The following is an 18,150-nucleotide window of genomic DNA, read 5'->3' as shown; positions in this document are numbered from 1 at the left end:
ACAGCGATTTGCCGGTATGCCTTATGGTATACCGGCTTTTCTTTTATTGAAAAGTTCAATAAATAACTCGCCTAACTTCCACCGGATAGGATAAACAGTGAATTACAAGCACATACATACCTTTTTGGGGTAATGTAAAAGTAGCAGAAGATTTTGTTGAGTGAATTTTCCCTATTAACTCACCCTTCTCACTATACAGATATACCATCGTATTAACATCCAGATGCTCTATCGATAAAACTCCGGTAAAATCATCCAGTTTCATACAAATCCCGCTATTTCTTGCTGCTTTCATGCTCTTTTCCTTCCTTCTATCCCTCCCGGTTCCCTCGAAAGAATCTTTCGTATATAAAAAAGCGTGGGAACGTTGTAATTATCGTACCTGAGGCTCTGGACTGCCACTATTCAAATAATGTACAACAACCCACGCTCGATACTATATATTTGCATATACAGCAGAGCATGAGCGTTCGTTACATTATTCCTGAATAGTGAAATTGTCCAGATTTCAAGTACAGAATAATATCTTAAAAACGCTTTTGTTCTTTTTGTGTAATATTCCTCGTAACACTGACTCTTCAGGTTCCGACGGATTGCAACAAAGATAATTAAAAAGCCCTGAATACGACAAATAAGTTCTCTAAAATATTCTATGCAAATTTGATATAGTCCTGCAAGAACAGCTTAAAAAAACTTTTGTTTATAGAGATATAATAAAAAAATAAAAGCACAATACCCTTTAATAAAGGACATTATGCTTTTAACTAAAAGTATGGTAGATTTATTCTGCTTCAACAGCAGTCTCTTCACCAAAGTCTGTAATTCCGTTAGAGACTAAGATGTTATACCACAAGATCAATTTCTTGATATCATTGGCATATACTCTGTCACGATCAAAGTCAGGCAAAACCTCAGCCAAATACTCACGTAATTGCTCAGAAGTAGCTTTCTTCACATCTATAGAAGCGATAGCTGCATTTTCTTTTTCTTTTATTGAACGCAACACGTCACGTAAAGGCACTTCTGAATCGTTTGTGTACATTGCTATATCTGCCAAAGAGATAATTTTTTCGTTACCATAAGCAGGAAAACGTTTCTTAGTTGCATCAATTGTTTCTACAATCAACATATTTTTACCCTGCGAAATAAGCTTATACAACCCCGGTTTACCGGAGATAGACAAAATAGTCTTTAACATAGTATATTACTTTTATATTAGTTATTTTTTGCGGAACAAAGGTAATGAATCTTTTGATATAGAAAAGCAATTAGATCTAAAATCTGTGGTATCAACGGCTTTTCACCATCGTTTATTATGACGAAAGAAGCCCTCTCACATTTTTCTTCATCACTCATTTGGCTCCGGATACGCTGCATAATCTGCTCGCATGAAGCATTGTCACGCCGTACCGCACGTTCTACTCTGAGTTCCAAAGGGGCGTAGACCATCACTATACAATCAACTTCATCCGCAAAACCCGATTCTATCAGAATTGCCGACTCCATACCTATTATGTCCAGACACTCTTTGTGTGAGCTCCATTCCCTGAAATGCTCCTTAACCCTCGGATGTATGATTCCATTAACCTGATAAGCATGCGTCGAAGAAGCAAAAAGATATGTGGCCAGTAAAGTCTTATTTAATTTGCCATCAGAAAAGACCTCCTCTCCTACTAAATCACACAATTCTTTACGAATAACAGGATCAGTCGCCACCACTCTCTTTGACTCTTCATCCGAGATATAGACAGGAATCCCCATCACTTCAAGTAAATGTGAAACAACACTTTTACCACTACCGATTCCACCGGTTATTCCAATTTTAATTGCCATCAGAAGAGAGTTGTTCTATCAGGAAATCAACCTGTTCCGGATGGATTCGCACATGACTTACTCCACGCGGAAGAGATTTTAATTTTACAGTATATTTATCAGTACCTAATTTCAAAAGTTCTTCATAAGAAACATTCACAACAAAGTCACTTGCCTTAATCTCGCGAAAACGACTTAATCCAACCTGAAACGTAATCTGAACTTTAGATGGAAATGCCCTTAACACCTTATCTGCAGGAAAATTGATACCATGTAATAAGACTTCAACTGTTTTCTCCGTATATATATCCACGGGTAAAGTCAAATCAATAGCTCCGGGAACAAATTTCGCACCTTTTACTCCGGCAAGCGCTATTCGTTGCTTCAATGTATCCATTACATTTTCAAAATTAACTTTTTGTGTATAAGCTGCCGTTATTGTATCCAATATAGCCACGGGAGCATATACCAAAACAGAATCCGGAGAATAGATCGTATCCGAAATATAATATTGACGTCCTGCAACAACTTTACCCTCCAATTTAACAGGCACTAATTTAGACTTTCCGGTAGAATAAATATACTCCAAAGTATCAGGCTTTACAGACAGCAACCGGGTCGATACATTAAGTTGCCCCGCAATTTTTTTCTCAAGTTCTGACGTATAAATCTTCACATGATTATCAGGTACTTTCGACTCGGAAAAATCGATATTAACCGGAAAGAAACTTTTGCCCAACATATAGTTTAGCAATACCGTTCCTTTATCTTTTACTTTAATGCGGAGTTCAGAAGGAGGTTCAGAAGTTAAAACCACATGATTGGGAACTCCTTTCAGACGGACAGGAATAGAAAATTCGGCTTCATAATCATTGTTTAGCGTTTGAAGCAACCAAAATCCACCTGCAATAAAAAAGAAGAATAAAAAAATTAAGAACTCTCTGCTCTTATCACTAAGCAGAAAGTCCTTAATCCTTTTTGATAATTTCAAATAAATATACTTTATGTTCCTACGTTCGAACATAGGCTTTATTTATTTTTAGTTCCTTATTTTGTAGCAGACTGGCTATTGGCAGCAGAAGCGTCTGCAAAAATAGAGTTCTTATCTATCTTAATTTTTACATTAGAAGCGATTTCAAGAACAATGTAATCATCATTGATTTCCTTAATCACACCGTGAATGCCACCAGCCGTAATTACATTCTGGTTAACCTGGAGAGATTTGCGGAAATTAGCGATCTCTTTCTGCTTCTTGTTCTGCGGACGAATCATGAAAAAATACATGATAACAAACATTGCTATCAGCATGATCCACATCAAACTACCGTCAGGACCAGCAGCAGGAGCTTGAAAAAATACAGTTAATAGGTTCATAAAATAATCTGTTTTATTAGTTTTTTAATCTATTTAGACAAAGGTATTAGTTTTTTGTCAACTTACCTTCTTTTTTTAATTGATTAACTATTCCGTCCAATGTACCATTGATAAAGCTACCGCTCTTCACTGTACTATAGAGTTTAGCAATCTCTACATACTCATTTAACGAAACACTAACCGGAATGTTCGGAAAACTAAGAATTTCTGCTAATGCACATTGCATAATAATTACATCCATGAAAGCTACGCGATCCAGATCCCAGTTCTTTGTATTTTCGCTGATCAGATGCCGGTAATAATCGGCATTTAAAATGGTTCGACGGAACAAACGGCGTGCAAACTCCTGATCTTCGTCATCTTTGAATTCGGGTAACAGTGGTTGGTTAGCTCCCTGTTTTTCTTCAAAACGCTTAATAGTCTTCAATACAAATGTATCGACAATCTCTTTATCATCATTCCAGTATAAACTCTGATCCTCCAACACCTGATCTAATGAATCATTGTTAAAAACGAAAGTTTTATAGAGTTTTCTCCATAATTCACGATCCGCCTCATAAGATTTGTCGGAAGAAGCCATATACTCCTTGTATATATCAGATGCAATAATCTTTTCGTATAATTCTTTAATAAAGTCCTGATCATTAGCCCAGGTCCTTTTCTGATTAGCTATAAATTCGCTTAATTGTTTATTCACTTCGAGTTGTGCCACAAATTTATTTTCCACAAATTTCATGTTGGGATACAACTCTTCTTTGGTAGGTGCCAGTTTAGCTTTCGCTGTGTCGATGCGTTTTTGTGCATATTCCGTCAAAGCAATCATAAGCATCAGCAAATAGTTGTACAGATCGTAAGCCTTTGAGAGGCTAAAGAACAACTCTTTCTCCGCTGAGTCTAAATTTTTGCTGCCGTTTTGATAGTAAGCATACACTATCTGTATGATCTTTAGACGAATAAGAACTCTGTTAATCATAATTTTAATTAATACTGTTATTAACGAATTGCAAAAATAGACATTTTTAATGAGTTTACACAAATAAATCACATTTTTTAATGCAGTATTTCATTCTCTTTCCTTTTTCTTTTGACAGTTTAAAAAAAATATCCAATTTTGAAGCCAATTATAAACAGACCTAACAATATGGAAGATTTAAAAAAGAAAATAGGAACAGATATGAATGATAAAGAGATCGTATTTTCAAAATCAATAAAGGCTGGTAAACGTATATATTACCTGGACGTTAAAAAGAACCGCAAAGATGAAATGTTTCTTGCCATTACCGAAAGCAAAAAGGTTGTGATGGGCGAAGGAGATGATTCTCAGGTAAGTTTTGAAAAACATAAAATTTTCTTGTATAAAGAGGATTTTGGTAAGTTCATGGCCGGACTCGAACAGGCTATTAATTTCATCAATCAGAATCAAGAATATACAGAAGATTCCGAATCGGAGAGAAAAATCGAATCTGAAAGTGAACCAGAGACTACAGTTTTAGATAGCGAAATCAAGATCGACATTGATTTTGAATAATTAAAAGCATCAATTCTTTGATATTTCAGAAAGAAAGTGTACTTTTGCACCGCTTTTTGCACATCGTGTGATAATCACATCGTGTGATGGTGAATTAAGCAAGCAAAATAACTTAATTTAGAGTAACACAAAAAATTTCAAGAAATGAGATCAATTGAAGTTAAAGGAACTGCAAGAACAATTGCAGAACGCTCTTCTGAACAGGCAAGAGCTTTGAAAGAAATTCGTAACAACGGTGGTGTACCTTGTGTACTTTACGGTGGTGGAGAAGTTGTTCACTTCACAGTGACTAACGAAGGACTTCGCAATCTGGTTTATACTCCGCACATCCACGTAGTAGACCTGATTATCGATGGCAAAAAAGTGAATGCGATTTTGAAAGACATTCAATTTCACCCTGTAAAAGATACTATCCTGCACGTAGACTTCTATCAGATTGACGAAGCTAAACCTATCGTAATGGAAGTACCGGTACAACTTGAAGGTCTTGCTGAAGGTGTGAAAGCCGGTGGTAAATTAGCATTGCAGATGCGTAAACTGAAAGTTAAAGCTTTGTACAACGTTATTCCTGAGAAACTGACTGTCAATGTATCTCACTTGGGTCTTGGCAAAACAGTTAAAGTAGGCGAATTGAGCTATGAAGGACTGGAACTTCTGAACGCAAAAGACGCTGTCGTATGTGCCGTTAAGTTGACTCGTGCGGCAAGAGGTGCAGCTGCTGCAGCAGGAAAATAATATCGCTATCCCTTTATTAGAGATATCATTCAAACGCAGATTAATGCAGATTTCACATCTGTGTTAATCTGCGTTTTTTATTTAAAACAAATAAACTGAAAGATATGAAATACTTAATTGTCGGATTAGGCAACATTGGTCCAGAATACCATGAAACTCGCCATAATATAGGCTTTATGGTGTTGGATGCTTTGGCCAAAGCAAACAACCTATCATTCAAGGACGGTCGTTATGGCTTTACAGCTACCCTATCCGTGAAAGGAAGACAAATGATTCTGTTAAAGCCTTCGACATTTATGAATCTAAGTGGCAATGCCGTGCGTTATTGGATGCAAAAGGAAAATATTCCATTGGAGAATATGCTAATCATCGTTGATGACTTGGCTCTTCCTTTTGGAACATTACGTCTGAAAAGCAAAGGTAGCGATGCAGGTCATAACGGATTAAAACATATCGCAGCTATCTTGGGAACTCAGAATTATGCACGGTTGAGATTTGGCATTGGCAATGACTTCCCAAAGGGCGGACAGGTTGATTTCGTATTAGGACATTTTACGGAAGAAGACTGGACAACAATGAACGAGCGCCTGGAGACAGCCGGAGAGATTGCCAAAAGCTTTTGTTTGGCAGGAATCGACATAACGATGAATCAATTCAACAAAAAATAATAATTCATTTTCAATTTATAACCAATGCCTGAAGCAAGAATAGATAAATGGATGTGGGCAGTCCGCATCTTCAAAACCCGCACCATCGCCGCTGAGGCCTGCAAAAAAGGACGAATCAGCATCAACGGATCGTTTGTGAAAGCATCTCGTATGATAAAGCCAGGAGACGTAATTCAAGTAAAAAAGCCCCCCATTACATACTCTTTCAAAGTATTACAAGCTATCGAGAAACGAATCGGAGCAAAGCTTGTATCCGAGATGATGGAAAACGTAACGACACCCGATCAATATGAACTTTTGGAAATGAGCAAAATCAGTGGGTTCATTGATCGCGCAAGAGGCACCGGACGCCCGACTAAAAAAGACCGTCGAAGCATTGAAGAATTCACTACTCCGGAATTTATAGACGATTTTGATTTTGACTTTGATTTTGAAGAAGACAATAAATAAAAATCCCCGACAGCCGTCACGGACATCGGGGAGGTATAAATAAATGGACTTATTTATAAAATCACCCACCCGACCGATAACCTATCGGCCGGATGGAGATAGAGGTCAAAACTTAAATCCGATCTTCAATGTCGGAGCCGCCAAAACACTGTAGTTGTGGCTGTCCGCCGAAAGATCGCCAAGACCGGCTTGCGGATTATACGTAGTCTTGTTGTACGTATAAGCAAACGGATCGATCTGTGCACCGATGTAAAGGGCAGGAAGAACATAGTAATCGACACCGATAGTCAGGGCGCCACGAAGATTCCAGCTCTCGGCAACCGATTTACCCATAGAGGTCTCTTCATCATACTTCATTTCATTTTCGCCGTAAGCAAAACCTACGCGAACGCCTGTATACCACATCAGGTTAGGAACACGCTTGATGTTGAAATAACGATCAACACCTGCCGACACATTATAAGCGAACGACTGAGCACTGGCTACGGCACGGTAGTTAGGAATACTCCCATCACCGATCTCCGTATTTTCGTCTATTGTACCGGGAACAGCCGGATAACCGGGGTTATTCGTGAAGCTGACACCGCCACCCAAATTTAGTTTCCACTGATCTTTGAAGAACCAGCCCCCTTCGAAACCAACCATCAGCTTTTTATCTGCCCAGTTGGTTGAAAGCGCTCTGACTTCATAGTCAGTCAGCAGCCCCGAAGGGGCTGTGACATTTGTGTAACTATTGTATCCAACAGTAGCCGCTACCGTAAAGTCTCCTTTTTTAGGAGTATTGTCTTTACTACAGTTCTGCGCATTAGCTGCAAGACACATTATGGGTAGAACGGCCAACACTAAAAGTCTTTTTATTTTCATACGATACTTTTTTTGATTTGTTGTTTATTTGCCGTTACTATTGGCGATTATTCAGCGTTTAATTCTGCGTCTAACGCAGCTTTTGCATTGTCAACAATAATTTTCTTAGCAGCAATCTCTTTTTCCAGGTTAGCCAACTCTTCTTTTTCTTTAGCTAATTGGGCCTCAGCATTCGTGATATTAACTTCATAGAATTTAATCTGCTCTTTAGCATAAGCAATATTATATTCACATTGAGCAATTAATTCTTCAAGGTTCTGACTATTATTATAAAGTGCATTAAGAACACTATACTCACTCCAAAGTTTCATCGGAGTCTCATTTGCATCATTAAATGCTTTAGCAACAGTTTCATTCGCTTTAACCAATGCTACAATTGCACTAACGGCATCATTATATGCTTTTACATCAACAGCTGCAAGAGCAGCAGCAAATTCATCAGAAGCAGCCTTTTCTTTATCATACTCAGCTTGTGCAATCACAATACCATCTTTCGCAGAAGCAATTGCACGCTTTGCATTTTCTATAGCTTGCTCTTTAGCCTCCTTTTCTGCATCTGTTGTTTCACCCATCTTATTTGCATCTTCCAACTGTGCATTAGCAGCAGCAAGACGACCATAAGCAGTATTCTTATCCTTAGTATCTGCTGACGTACCCAAAGCATCTGCAGCATTTTTTACACGATTTGCAAAAGATGTTTCTGCTTCAAGTTTTTGGCTTTCACTTATATAAGCCCCTAAATTAACAACATCAGATTTAATACCAGTAGTCGATTCCCACTGCAAATATTCTGTTCCTGTAAATGCAACGACACCATAATAAAGATTATTTACCTCATCAATTGCATCTCTATCCAAAGCATCAATAGCCTCCTGAATACCTTTGGCGTCTGCATCCAAAGCAGCACCTTCATTATTCATCACTGTACTATTGGCTAACCTATACTTTTGAAGAGCAGCCTCCTTTTTAGCGTTAAGCGCATCCTTATCAATATTTGCATTAACTGGGTCTTTCAGAACCTCCAATTTAGCAGTTTCCGCTGCGATACTTCTATTCAAAGTAATAGTGTTAATCTTAGCATTTGCTTCTGCTGTAGTTATACCTGCTTCTAACTGAGCAAGACCGGCTGTTCTGGTAAGAAAGTTTTCATTCAAAACAGCCAATTCACCAGCAGCTATAGTATACTGTCCGTATAACCACTGAACACGTTCATCAGCATTTTTTAAAATAGCCAGTTCAGCTTCAGAAGCAGCTTTCTTTGCTTCAGCAATTGCTTTTTCTGCCTCGGCTTTAATTTTTTCAATTTCAACAGCAAATTTCTGTTTAGCCTCTTCAGTCATTTCTTTCTGGTATTCAGCTTGTGCATTTTTTAATGCTGCCTCAGCCTCAGCTGTAATTTTCGTAGCCTCAGCTTGTGCATTTGCCAATGCTGCCAAACCTTTCAACTGTTCAGCTTTCGCATTACGTACCGCCTCCACAGAAGCTGATTCGTTGTTATCTACGCAAGCTCCCAGTGACAAAGCACCCAGGAGCATTGCAACCATCATGAGTTTCTTTTTCATAATCTCAAAATTTTAGTGTTAATAATAATAATATAAATGTTATGTTCCACTCTGTTTTTCTTCCGCTACCAGAAGAGTGTTGGTCCACTTCTTCCAGTAATTCGCAGCAAATATATCCCAATTTATCTGATAAAACAAATAAATTATGAACAAAATTCAAAAATAGACAGATATTCTTTTATACCGATAAACCTAACTCTTCGGATTATGTTGTACTTTCATGCAAATGAAAAAAAGCAATATTTATATAGGTGAAATTATCAAGAATATAATGTCCGAGAGGCAGATTACTAAAGCCGAACTCGCAAGAAGATTGGACGTTAAGCCTCAAAGTGTAGATTATCTACTGACAAGGAAAAGCATTGATACGGATACATTATATAATATTTCACTGGCGTTAGATTATGATTTTGCCCTTTTATATAGCATCAAACAAGAACAGATAAATTGTGATAACGAAGATATCAGATATAAATTGGGAAATGCCAAAATTACAGTAGAGATAGAACTGCAGCAAGATGAAATTATCAAGCTAAACCTGAAAAAGAAAATAGCCGAGTTACTGGATGGAAGAGCTAATAAGTAGAGTTGTTTATACCTTATTATATATAGGGAACAAAAGCTATCAAAGAAAAGATATAGCCCCTACAGAATAATTTAACAATGTTAAGGAAGAAACAAAGATCATTATTCCCTCTGTACAAAGAACAAATCTTTTAAATGCAAACAACTTGTTCTTTGCATTTAAAAAACAAGCTTTAACTCTATGTTAAAGTTAGCTTTATAAACATTCAACATTAGGCTATTAATCAATTGATTAAAAACGATATAATCAATAAAGATAAGAACAGCAGATAAAAAGAGAAAGTCAAGAGATGACTCACTTAATTGACAATATAGTAACTATCAACAAAAGGAGTCCGGACATACATATTGTGTATCCGGACTCTTTCATTTCAAAAAAATAACCAAACTAATCTTTTTACCACTAACCCACCTTTATTTCCACTTTTTAAGTTCTTTTCGGTCGGCCGGAGTAGCTTCTATCAGACTGAGAGCGAAACCTCCACTACGAGCCAATTTAGTAGAAATCTTGGTTTTATTAGTCACTATACCTTTTTTAATCTCATAAGAGGTAGGATTCTTCTCATAATCCGCATCTTTCCCATCAGCATATAAAGTGGCTACATACTGTTTCCCCGGATCCAGGAAATCAAGAACGAATGTAGAAGTACGGGAATTTTCACCTGTAATACCTCCAACAAACCAATTATCGGTTCCTTTGGCTTTTCGAGCCACCGTGATATATTCTCCCGGTTCTGCTTCAATATATTTACTGTCATCCCAGTCTACTGCCACATCTTTAATAAACTGAAATGCGTCCATGTGGCGCTCATAACTCTCCGGAAGGTCGGCAGCCATTTGCAGCGGACTATAAAGTGTAACATAAAGGGCCAATTGTTTTGCCAAAGTGGTATGCACAAAACTATGTTCACCACTCAAGAAAGACAATTGAGTGTCAAAAATACCTGGAGTATAATCCATTGGACCACCAATCAGGCGTGTAAAAGGAAGCAATGTAGTATGGAATGGTTTATTCCCACCAAAAGCTTCATATTCTGTTCCACGGGCAGACTCGTTACCGATCAGGTTTGGATACGTACGGCACAATCCGGTTGGACGAACGGCTTCGTGAGCATTCACCATGATTTTATGATCGGCTGCTTTCTTCACTGCATAGAGATAATGACTATTCAGCCATTGCCCGTAATGATGCTCACCGCGTGGGATTATATTGCCTACATATCCGCTCTTCACAGCGTTGTAGCCGTTATCTTCCATAAATTGGTAAGCTTTGTCCATATGGCGTTCATAGTTACGGACAGATGCAGAGGTTTCATGGTGCATCATCAACTTTACCCCTTTATTCTTGGCATATTCATTCAACATTTTCACATCAAAGTCGGGATATGGAGTGACGAAATCAAACACATAATCTTTTGACTTGCCAAACCAATCCTCCCATCCTTCATTCCAGCCCTCGACCAATACCTGGTCAAAACCGTGTTCAGCGGCAAAATCAATATAACGTTTCACATTCTCATTATTGGCACCATGACGCCCATTGGGCTTAGTCTTAGCATAATCGGTCTCACCCAACTTCACTGAATAAACGTCGTCAGTATAAGCCCATGTACTTTTACCCGTAATCATCTCCCACCATACACCTACATATTTGACAGGCTTAATCCAGGAAGTATCCTCCAATTTACATGGCTCGTTCAGGTTTAATGTTAATTTGGAAGTAAGAATGTCACGTGCATCATCACTGACCATGATTGTACGCCATGGAGACTGACAAGGAGTCTGCATATATCCTTTATCTCCCTGTGCATCAGGAGTCAGCCATGATTCAAAAACAAAGTTTTTATCATCTAAATTAAGATGCATACAAGAGTAATCCACCAAGGCAGCTTCATGAAGGTTGATATACAATCCATCATCGGTCTTCATTTGTAAAGCAGTCTGAACCCCGGTAGGAGAAAAAGGAGTCTGGGAAGCATTGGGAGTAACAGCTGTTTTCATCAGGCCACGTATTTCCGAAAGCTTCGATCGAGTATAATCATATTCTTGTGTATCATAATCGCCCGGTATCCAGAAAGCAGTATGATCACCTGTCATAGCAAATTGGGAATGCTCCTCTTTTATCACAAAATAATTCAGATTCTTTTGCTGCGGAAATTCATAGCGAAAACCGAGTCCGTCATTGTACAAACGAAAACGAATCAACATCTTACGATCCTGAGCTTTTTGGTCTAAAGTTACCGCAAGTTCATTATAATTGTTACGGATTTGCTTTACTTCTCCCCAAACAGGTTCCCAGGTTTCGTCAAAAGAAGAAGTCTTGGCATCAATCAATGTAAAACCATCCATCAAACCGGGATCATCTTTCAGTTCAAGGCCCAGTTTAGAAGGTTTAATCACTTCTTTACCCTTATAAGAAAGTTCATACACAGGCTCCCCTTTTCCATTCACCGAAAAGTTCAGTTTCAAGAGTCCATTTGGAGAAGTAATGCTTTCGGCCATTGCCACACTACTCATTAAAAGAGAAAGAAAAAAGCAAGCCAACTTAAAAGTCAGTTTATTCATGTTCTTCATGATATGGTTTAATATAAATTAGTAATCATGCAACAAAGATAAGCAAGAAGCAGATTCCGGTTCGACGAATAGAACCGAAATAAAGAAGATTTATCAGAAAACGTTTGCATAAACAGTTGACAGTGGTAACTTTGCCAACAAAACAAAAAAGATGAAAGAGATTATTTATATATTTATCGGAGGAGGGATAGGAAGTGTAACCCGCTATCTGGCACAAATAGCCGTCAACGAGAAACTTAGCCCTACTTTTTTCCCCTTTCCGTGGGGAACGTTTGCCGTGAACATTGCAGGGAGTTTGTTAATAGGATTATTTTATTCACTTTCGGAACGTCTTGATCTATCTTTCGAATTAAGGCTATTTCTGACTGTTGGTTTCTGTGGAGGCTTTACCACATTTTCTACTTTGGCTAATGATGGCCTGAGTTTACTGAAAGGAGGCTTCTACGGCATATTCGCATTTTATACATTAGCCAGTATGATACTCGGGCTTTTAGCCGTATTAGGTGGAGGATACCTCGGAGAACATTTAAAACAATAGACTAATATATGAAACCAGCAATTAAGAAAGTCCAACCTGTTAAAGTCATAGCCCCATTCATCAATGAGCAGTCCGAAAGCATCACTCCGCTCGATATTTTGGTGGATGAAGAGAAAATTTCTGATTTATATTTCTCTAAGGGAGTTGTCCGACAAGTAAATAAGCCCTATCTAAGTATTAACAATTGTACTTTCAAACAACAAATATTCAACGAATGTCGGTTGAAATCAGCCCAATTAACAGACATACGTTTTGAAAATTGCGACTTATCCAACGTGTCCTTTGCCGGAACTACTTTCTACCGGGTAGAATTTATATCATGCAAGCTCTTAGGAACAGGTTTTCCGGAAGCCACCCTAAACCATGTCCGGATGGAGCATTGTTATGGACAATATATCAATCTTTCCATGACGAAAATGCGAACCGTTCGTTTCAGCCATTGTGATTTTCGAAACGCCAGCCTCAATGACAGTAAATTAATACCGGCAGCTTTCGACAATTGTGAACTGCTTGAAGCAGATTTTTCGCATACGTCTTTAAAAGGTATCGACCTCAGGAGCTCAAGAATAACAGGCATTCAACTAAACATAGCCGACCTGAAAGGGGCCATAGTCAGTTCATTACAGGCAATGGACTTACTGCCTCTGTTAGGAGTCAAGGTTGAAGACGACTGAACTTTTCCACCCCTCTCTTTGTTTTATAGTATAAAAGCGATAATACTGATTTATAGGGAAAGAGGCCGCACGGAATACCTATTAATAGTTATTCTACCGCTTCCCATAAGTGAGTACATTTGCAGAGACTAAAAAAACAAGAGAAACAATGAAAATAGAAAAAATTACAGGACGAGAGATTCTCGACTCAAGAGGTAACCCTACAGTAGAAGTAGACGTAGTATTGGAATCAGGCATCATGGGACGTGCATCCGTTCCGTCGGGCGCATCGACCGGTGAGCATGAAGCGCTTGAACTCCGCGACGGTGATAAACATCGTTACGGCGGTAAGGGTGTACAGAAAGCAGTAGAGAACGTTAATAAAGTCATTGCCCCACATCTGATTGGTATGTCAGCCCTCGACCAAATGGGCATTGACCATGCTATGCTGGCACTGGACGGAACAAAGACAAAAGCCAAACTGGGTGCAAACGCTATCCTGGGTGTTTCACTTGCCGTAGCCAAAGCAGCTGCCAATTATCTTGATATTCCCCTTTACAGATATATCGGCGGCACAAATACTTATGTTTTGCCCGTCCCAATGATGAATATCATTAATGGAGGATCACATAGCGATGCCCCAATCGCCTTTCAAGAATTTATGATTCGCCCGGTTGGTGCAAACTCTTTCAAAGAGGGACTGCGCATGGGTGCCGAAGTATTCCATGCCTTGAAAAAAGTATTAAAAGACCGTGGTTTGAGTACAGCTGTAGGTGATGAAGGAGGCTTCGCTCCGAATCTGGAAGGCACAGAAGATGCACTAAACTCTATCCTTGCCGCTATTAAAGCTGCCGGATATGAACCGGGTAAGGATGTAATGATCGGCATGGACTGCGCTTCTTCCGAATTCTATCATGACGGTATCTACGATTACACCAAGTTTGAAGGTGAAAAGGGTAAAAAACGTACAGCCGAGGAACAGATTGACTATCTGGAGAAACTTATCAACGAATATCCGATTGATTCCATCGAAGACGGTATGAGTGAAAATGACTGGGAAGGCTGGAAGAAATTAACTCAGCGTATCGGCGACCGCTGCCAGTTGGTAGGTGATGACCTTTTCGTTACTAATGTTGATTTCCTGGCAAAAGGTATCGAAAAAGGTTGTGCCAATTCTATTCTGATTAAAGTAAACCAAATAGGTTCGCTGACAGAAACATTAAACGCTATTGAAATGGCACACCGCCACGGATATACGACAGTCACCTCTCACCGTTCCGGCGAAACAGAAGATGCAACCATTGCAGATATTGCCGTAGCAACAAACAGCGGACAGATTAAAACCGGTTCGTTGAGCCGTTCGGACCGCATGGCGAAGTACAATCAGTTGCTCCGTATAGAAGAAGAATTGGGTGACCGTGCTGTATATGGTTACAAACGAATTACCGTAAAAGGCTAAATAAAATCATGATAAGCATAGCATGATGAAAGGTTAGTTATTTATAATAATTGAATGTAAACGCAAAAGGGATGTACCGGTATTATGGTCATCCCTTTCATTTCTCATGAATCATCAGGAAAATAAAAACAAAAAAGCACCCCGGCAATACCGAGATGCTTTTCCTTTTTTGAGCCTCTTGTCGGATTCGAACCAACGACCCCGAGATTACAAATCACGTGCTCTGGCCAACTGAGCTAAAGAGGCAAGTGGGTAAGCTTACTATATCGCGCCGCTACAACCAACTACCTTTGCTGCGATCAAGCCCTGGAGGATTCGAAGGGAGCTGGCCGTATAGGACTTACCCGGGTGCAAAGGTAGGTATTTTTATTAAACCTGCAATAGGGGATCGGTACTTTTTTGCATGCTTTACCGGTAAGCTCCTACTTTTCAGAGATTTAAAATCAAAAAAAAAATGTTTTTTTTCTGACCGGATAGCTTTATTAACTTTAACAGGCATAAATTCCATACCAAACAATATTATTTGTACCTTTGTGCGCTATTTATTAATAAAATGACAGAAAGCAGAAGCAACTTACAAAAATATGCCATGCATTTTGGCACCTATATGGGAGTATACTGGATACTTAAGTTCATTCTATTCCCATTGGGATTGTCCATTCCGTTTCTTTTATTCCTGTTTTTCGGGCTTACTTTAGGAGTTCCGTTTATGGGATATTATTATGCACGTACCTATCGTGACAAAGTATGTGGCGGCTCGATCCGCTTCCTGCAAGCATGGGTATTCATCGTTTTTATGTATATGTTTGCGGCACTCCTTACGGCAGTGGCCCACTACATTTATTTCCGGTTCATCGACCATGGTTTCATCGTAAACACTTACATGGGCATGTTTGACGAACTGACCAATAAAGAAGTACCGGGAATAGAAGGGTACATCAGCCAACTGAAAGAAGTGATGGAAATGATCAGTACATTGACGCCGATAGACATTACTATGCAACTGATGTCACAGAATGTGTTCTATGGCAGCATATTGGCTGTCCCCACTGCCTTGTTTGTGATGAGAAAGCCCAAATCACCGGAGGTGCAACCTCTATAGTTTGTAATATCTAATTTATAAGTAAAATGGATATATCTGTTGTAGTACCATTGTTCAATGAAGAAGAATCCATTCCGGAACTTTTTTCCTGGATTGAAAGAGTGATGAAAGCCAATAGCTTTTCATACGAAGTTATCTTTGTAAATGATGGTAGTACCGACCGTTCTTGGGAAATTATCGAAGAGCTTCAGAAACAGTCGCCCACTGTGAAAGGGATCAAATTCCGACGAAATTACGGAAAATCTCCGGCTCTGTACTGCGGTTTTGAACGTGCCGAAGGAAATGTGGTGATCACGATGGATGCCGACCTACAGGATAGTCCCGATGAAATACCGGAATTATACCGTATGATTACCGAAGACGGATATGACTTGGTTTCAGGCTATAAACAGAAAAGATACGACCCGCTGTCGAAAACTCTACCTACCAAACTATTTAATGCCACAGCACGTAAAGTTTCAGGGATTCATAATCTGCACGACTTTAATTGTGGATTGAAAGCTTATCGCAAAGCTGTTGTAAAAAACATCGAAGTATACGGAGAGATGCATCGCTATATCCCGTATCTGGCAAAAAATGCCGGATTCCAGAAAATAGGCGAAAAGGTGGTGCACCATCAGGCACGTAAATTCGGAAAAACTAAATTTGGAGGATGGAATCGCTTCTTTAACGGATATCTCGATTTAATCTCTCTTTGGTTCCTCTCAAAGTTTGGAATTAAACCAATGCACTTTTTCGGCTTATTAGGCTCATTGATGTTTATACTGGGATTTATTTCAGTGGTTATTGTCGGAGCCAGTAAATTATATAGTATGAATCACGGTATGCCTTATCGGCTGGTAACAGATTCTCCCTATTTCTATCTGTCGTTGACTGCCATGATTATTGGAACACAACTCTTTTTGGCAGGATTTCTTGGCGAACTGATTTCACGCAACGCCCCGGAACGCAATAATTATCAGATAGAAAAAACAATATAACGAACGATTAATGAAACCTGTACAATGAAAAAATTAATAAAACTGGTACTCTTCCTGATGGTAGCCTATCCGTTAACGGGTGCTATCCTTTCGGCTTGCTCGGAAGAGAGTGATTGCTCCATGACCGGACGCCCGATGGTCTATGCAAAAATGTATACCATCAATCCGGAAACTAAGGCTGTACTAAATGACACCCTCGATTCATTGAGTGTGACAGCATTCGGGAGTGATTCAATAATCATCAATAACCAGAAAAAGGTGCATGATATCGCTCTCCCACTACGCTATACAAGTGACTCGACTATTCTTGTATTTCATTACACCCGGTTGTTAAAAGATACAATGGTTATCCTGCAAACCAATACTCCTTATTTTCAGTCGATGGATTGCGGATATAGTATGAAACAAAATATCATCAGTATTCATCCGATCGATTATACAGATACCAATAAAAAGAAATATCATAGCATAGACTCTCTATATATCAAATCAAATGCAGCTAACATTAATGGAACAGAAAATCTCAAAATATTCTACCGCTACAATCGTTAGCCTGCTGTGCCTCGTATTCAGCCTTCCGCTTCAAGCACAACAGCAAAGGGCCACCGGTGCACGTCCTGCTGTCAAGCAGAAAGCTAAAGAGGAGATAAAAGTGGATACGATTCCCTTTTACAATGGGACGTATGTCGGTGTAGACTTATTCGGGTTGGGCAGTAAACTACTCGGAGGAGATTTTCTAAGTTCTGAAGTAAATGTGAGAGTAAACTTAAAAAAGAAATTTATTCCTACAGCAGAAATCGGTTTCGGACAAACAGATACCTGGAGTGATACCGGTATCCATTATAAAAGCGCCGCTCCTTATTTTCGCGTTGGAGTTGACTATAATGTCGTTAAAGAATATTTGTATGTAGGGCTACGTTATGGATTTAGCAGTTTCAAGTACGACATCTCAAGTACACCTTTTTCTGACCCTATTTATGGCGGCAGTATGGCTAATCCCGGATTGATAGACGGCATTTGGGGAGGAAGCGTGCCTTATCGTTACAACGGACTGAAATCTAACATGCAATGGCTTGAGTTGGTGGCCGGAGTCAATGTTCAAATCTATAAAAGCTTCTATATGGGATGGACCTTACGCTTCAAATTTAAAACTGCAGCCTCGATCAGCGAACATGGAAATCCATGGTATGTGCCGGGTTTTGGTGAATATGACTCCTCAAACATAGGTATCACATATACACTGATTTATAAATTACCATTTTAACG

General features: G+C 39.1%; 21 protein-coding genes and 1 tRNA gene. 12 read left to right on the top strand and 10 right to left on the bottom strand.

Annotated features, from left to right (window positions below; all coding sequences use genetic code 11):
• Positions 1-55: 55 nt before the first annotated feature.
• From FDF36_RS08805 to nusB, 6 genes are all read right to left on the bottom strand, one after another.
• Positions 56-265, bottom strand: coding sequence for a hypothetical protein (locus FDF36_RS08805; RefSeq protein ID WP_220391250.1), 210 nt, complete (start codon positions 263-265; stop codon positions 56-58).
• Between the two features lie 516 nt (positions 266-781).
• Positions 782-1,198, bottom strand: a complete 417-nt coding sequence (locus FDF36_RS08800; RefSeq protein WP_220391077.1) for a DUF5606 family protein — start codon at positions 1,196-1,198, stop codon at positions 782-784.
• A gap of 17 nt (positions 1,199-1,215) precedes the next feature.
• Positions 1,216-1,833 (bottom strand): dephospho-CoA kinase, encoded by a 618-nt coding sequence (gene coaE / locus FDF36_RS08795; protein WP_220391076.1) that lies wholly within the window; start codon positions 1,831-1,833, stop codon positions 1,216-1,218.
• Positions 1,823-2,836: a CdaR family protein gene (locus FDF36_RS08790; RefSeq protein WP_220391075.1), complete on the bottom strand. Its 1,014-nt coding sequence runs from the start codon at positions 2,834-2,836 to the stop codon at positions 1,823-1,825. Before FDF36_RS08790 ends, coaE begins: the two co-directional genes overlap by 11 nt.
• A 23-nt stretch (positions 2,837-2,859) precedes the next feature.
• Positions 2,860-3,186 carry a preprotein translocase subunit YajC gene (yajC, locus tag FDF36_RS08785; RefSeq protein WP_005775925.1) on the bottom strand — a complete coding sequence of 109 codons (327 nt, stop codon included), beginning with the start codon at positions 3,184-3,186 and terminating at the stop codon, positions 2,860-2,862.
• 46 nt (positions 3,187-3,232) lie between these two features.
• Positions 3,233-4,159: a transcription antitermination factor NusB gene (gene nusB / locus FDF36_RS08780; protein ID WP_220391074.1), complete on the bottom strand. Its 927-nt coding sequence runs from the start codon at positions 4,157-4,159 to the stop codon at positions 3,233-3,235.
• A 168-nt stretch (positions 4,160-4,327) separates the two neighbouring features.
• On the opposite strand from nusB, the gene FDF36_RS08775 reads away from it, so the two are divergent.
• The 4 genes from FDF36_RS08775 to FDF36_RS08760 all read left to right on the top strand — a co-directional run bounded on the left by FDF36_RS08775 (position 4,328) and on the right by FDF36_RS08760 (position 6,567).
• On the top strand, positions 4,328-4,714 hold the full coding sequence (locus tag FDF36_RS08775; protein WP_220391073.1) for a PUR family DNA/RNA-binding protein: 387 nt from the start codon (positions 4,328-4,330) through the stop codon (positions 4,712-4,714).
• Positions 4,715-4,858: 144 nt separating this feature from the next.
• Positions 4,859-5,449, top strand: coding sequence for a 50S ribosomal protein L25/general stress protein Ctc (locus tag FDF36_RS08770; RefSeq protein WP_005809832.1), 591 nt, complete (start codon positions 4,859-4,861; stop codon positions 5,447-5,449).
• 104 nt (positions 5,450-5,553) lie between these two features.
• The gene (pth, locus tag FDF36_RS08765) at positions 5,554-6,117 is read left to right on the top strand and encodes an aminoacyl-tRNA hydrolase (RefSeq protein WP_005809833.1); all 564 of its coding nucleotides are present in this window, start codon (positions 5,554-5,556) and stop codon (positions 6,115-6,117) included.
• 24 nt (positions 6,118-6,141) lie between these two features.
• Positions 6,142-6,567 (top strand): RNA-binding S4 domain-containing protein, encoded by a 426-nt coding sequence (locus tag FDF36_RS08760; protein WP_005775919.1) that lies wholly within the window; start codon positions 6,142-6,144, stop codon positions 6,565-6,567.
• A gap of 105 nt (positions 6,568-6,672) precedes the next feature.
• On the opposite strand, the gene FDF36_RS08755 is transcribed toward FDF36_RS08760, so the two are convergent.
• On the bottom strand, positions 6,673-7,431 hold the full coding sequence (locus tag FDF36_RS08755) for a BT1926 family outer membrane beta-barrel protein (protein WP_220391072.1): 759 nt from the start codon (positions 7,429-7,431) through the stop codon (positions 6,673-6,675).
• Positions 7,432-7,478: 47 nt separating this feature from the next.
• The gene (locus FDF36_RS08750) at positions 7,479-8,993 is read right to left on the bottom strand and encodes a coiled-coil domain-containing protein (protein ID WP_220391071.1); all 1,515 of its coding nucleotides are present in this window, start codon (positions 8,991-8,993) and stop codon (positions 7,479-7,481) included.
• 226 nt (positions 8,994-9,219) lie between these two features.
• On the opposite strand from FDF36_RS08750, the gene FDF36_RS08745 reads away from it, so the two are divergent.
• On the top strand, positions 9,220-9,579 hold the full coding sequence (locus FDF36_RS08745) for a helix-turn-helix domain-containing protein (RefSeq protein ID WP_199446681.1): 360 nt from the start codon (positions 9,220-9,222) through the stop codon (positions 9,577-9,579).
• Between the two features lie 413 nt (positions 9,580-9,992).
• On the opposite strand, the gene FDF36_RS08740 is transcribed toward FDF36_RS08745, so the two are convergent.
• Entirely contained in the window at positions 9,993-12,152 is a 2,160-nt protein-coding gene (locus FDF36_RS08740; RefSeq protein WP_220391070.1) for a glycoside hydrolase family 97 protein, read from the bottom strand.
• 151 nt (positions 12,153-12,303) lie between these two features.
• Here FDF36_RS08740 and crcB point away from each other — a divergent pair, with 151 nt between their 5' ends.
• The 3 genes from crcB to eno all read left to right on the top strand — a co-directional run bounded on the left by crcB (position 12,304) and on the right by eno (position 14,802).
• Positions 12,304-12,690 carry a fluoride efflux transporter CrcB gene (gene crcB, locus FDF36_RS08735; protein ID WP_220391069.1) on the top strand — a complete coding sequence of 129 codons (387 nt, stop codon included), beginning with the start codon at positions 12,304-12,306 and terminating at the stop codon, positions 12,688-12,690.
• 8 nt (positions 12,691-12,698) lie between these two features.
• A complete protein-coding gene (locus tag FDF36_RS08730; RefSeq protein ID WP_220391068.1) occupies positions 12,699-13,364 on the top strand; it encodes a pentapeptide repeat-containing protein in 666 nt (221 codons plus the stop codon).
• A gap of 148 nt (positions 13,365-13,512) precedes the next feature.
• Positions 13,513-14,802 carry a phosphopyruvate hydratase gene (eno, locus tag FDF36_RS08725; RefSeq protein WP_005775910.1) on the top strand — a complete coding sequence of 430 codons (1,290 nt, stop codon included), beginning with the start codon at positions 13,513-13,515 and terminating at the stop codon, positions 14,800-14,802.
• A gap of 172 nt (positions 14,803-14,974) precedes the next feature.
• Here eno and FDF36_RS08720 read toward each other — a convergent pair.
• Positions 14,975-15,048, bottom strand: a tRNA-Thr gene (locus FDF36_RS08720).
• Between the two features lie 307 nt (positions 15,049-15,355).
• Here FDF36_RS08720 and FDF36_RS08715 point away from each other — a divergent pair.
• From FDF36_RS08715 to FDF36_RS08700, 4 genes are read left to right on the top strand one after another with little or no spacing between them, the layout of a single operon-like run.
• Complete coding sequence (locus tag FDF36_RS08715; protein WP_011202309.1) at positions 15,356-15,904, top strand: DUF4199 domain-containing protein; 549 nt, start codon at positions 15,356-15,358, stop codon at positions 15,902-15,904.
• Between the two features lie 26 nt (positions 15,905-15,930).
• A complete protein-coding gene (locus FDF36_RS08710) occupies positions 15,931-16,884 on the top strand; it encodes a glycosyltransferase family 2 protein (RefSeq protein ID WP_220391067.1) in 954 nt (317 codons plus the stop codon).
• A 24-nt stretch (positions 16,885-16,908) separates the two neighbouring features.
• Entirely contained in the window at positions 16,909-17,436 is a 528-nt protein-coding gene (locus FDF36_RS08705) for a DUF6452 family protein (RefSeq protein ID WP_220391066.1), read from the top strand.
• Positions 17,393-18,148 carry a DUF6048 family protein gene (locus FDF36_RS08700; RefSeq protein ID WP_220391065.1) on the top strand — a complete coding sequence of 252 codons (756 nt, stop codon included), beginning with the start codon at positions 17,393-17,395 and terminating at the stop codon, positions 18,146-18,148. The genes FDF36_RS08705 and FDF36_RS08700 overlap by 44 nt, the downstream gene beginning before the upstream one ends.
• Positions 18,149-18,150 lie beyond the last annotated feature (2 nt).

This window comes from Bacteroides fragilis, assembly GCF_019583405.1.
Taxonomy (GTDB): domain Bacteria; phylum Bacteroidota; class Bacteroidia; order Bacteroidales; family Bacteroidaceae; genus Bacteroides; species Bacteroides fragilis_B.
Note: the sequence above shows the minus strand (reverse complement) of the source record. Positions and strands in the feature narration are given on the sequence as shown.

Coding starts and splice junctions, on each gene's coding strand:
- FDF36_RS08805 (WP_220391250.1), bottom strand. CDS start 265: ATGAAACTGGATGATTTTACCGGAGTTTTATCGATAGAGCATCTGGAT.
- FDF36_RS08800 (WP_220391077.1), bottom strand. CDS start 1,198: ATGTTAAAGACTATTTTGTCTATCTCCGGTAAACCGGGGTTGTATAAG.
- coaE (WP_220391076.1), bottom strand. CDS start 1,833: ATGGCAATTAAAATTGGAATAACCGGTGGAATCGGTAGTGGTAAAAGT.
- FDF36_RS08790 (WP_220391075.1), bottom strand. CDS start 2,836: ATGTTCGAACGTAGGAACATAAAGTATATTTATTTGAAATTATCAAAA.
- yajC (WP_005775925.1), bottom strand. CDS start 3,186: ATGAACCTATTAACTGTATTTTTTCAAGCTCCTGCTGCTGGTCCTGAC.
- nusB (WP_220391074.1), bottom strand. CDS start 4,159: ATGATTAACAGAGTTCTTATTCGTCTAAAGATCATACAGATAGTGTAT.
- FDF36_RS08775 (WP_220391073.1), top strand. CDS start 4,328: ATGGAAGATTTAAAAAAGAAAATAGGAACAGATATGAATGATAAAGAG.
- FDF36_RS08770 (WP_005809832.1), top strand. CDS start 4,859: ATGAGATCAATTGAAGTTAAAGGAACTGCAAGAACAATTGCAGAACGC.
- pth (WP_005809833.1), top strand. CDS start 5,554: ATGAAATACTTAATTGTCGGATTAGGCAACATTGGTCCAGAATACCAT.
- FDF36_RS08760 (WP_005775919.1), top strand. CDS start 6,142: ATGCCTGAAGCAAGAATAGATAAATGGATGTGGGCAGTCCGCATCTTC.
- FDF36_RS08755 (WP_220391072.1), bottom strand. CDS start 7,431: ATGAAAATAAAAAGACTTTTAGTGTTGGCCGTTCTACCCATAATGTGT.
- FDF36_RS08750 (WP_220391071.1), bottom strand. CDS start 8,993: ATGAAAAAGAAACTCATGATGGTTGCAATGCTCCTGGGTGCTTTGTCA.
- FDF36_RS08745 (WP_199446681.1), top strand. CDS start 9,220: ATGAAAAAAAGCAATATTTATATAGGTGAAATTATCAAGAATATAATG.
- FDF36_RS08740 (WP_220391070.1), bottom strand. CDS start 12,152: ATGAAGAACATGAATAAACTGACTTTTAAGTTGGCTTGCTTTTTTCTT.
- crcB (WP_220391069.1), top strand. CDS start 12,304: ATGAAAGAGATTATTTATATATTTATCGGAGGAGGGATAGGAAGTGTA.
- FDF36_RS08730 (WP_220391068.1), top strand. CDS start 12,699: ATGAAACCAGCAATTAAGAAAGTCCAACCTGTTAAAGTCATAGCCCCA.
- eno (WP_005775910.1), top strand. CDS start 13,513: ATGAAAATAGAAAAAATTACAGGACGAGAGATTCTCGACTCAAGAGGT.
- FDF36_RS08715 (WP_011202309.1), top strand. CDS start 15,356: ATGACAGAAAGCAGAAGCAACTTACAAAAATATGCCATGCATTTTGGC.
- FDF36_RS08710 (WP_220391067.1), top strand. CDS start 15,931: ATGGATATATCTGTTGTAGTACCATTGTTCAATGAAGAAGAATCCATT.
- FDF36_RS08705 (WP_220391066.1), top strand. CDS start 16,909: ATGAAAAAATTAATAAAACTGGTACTCTTCCTGATGGTAGCCTATCCG.
- FDF36_RS08700 (WP_220391065.1), top strand. CDS start 17,393: ATGGAACAGAAAATCTCAAAATATTCTACCGCTACAATCGTTAGCCTG.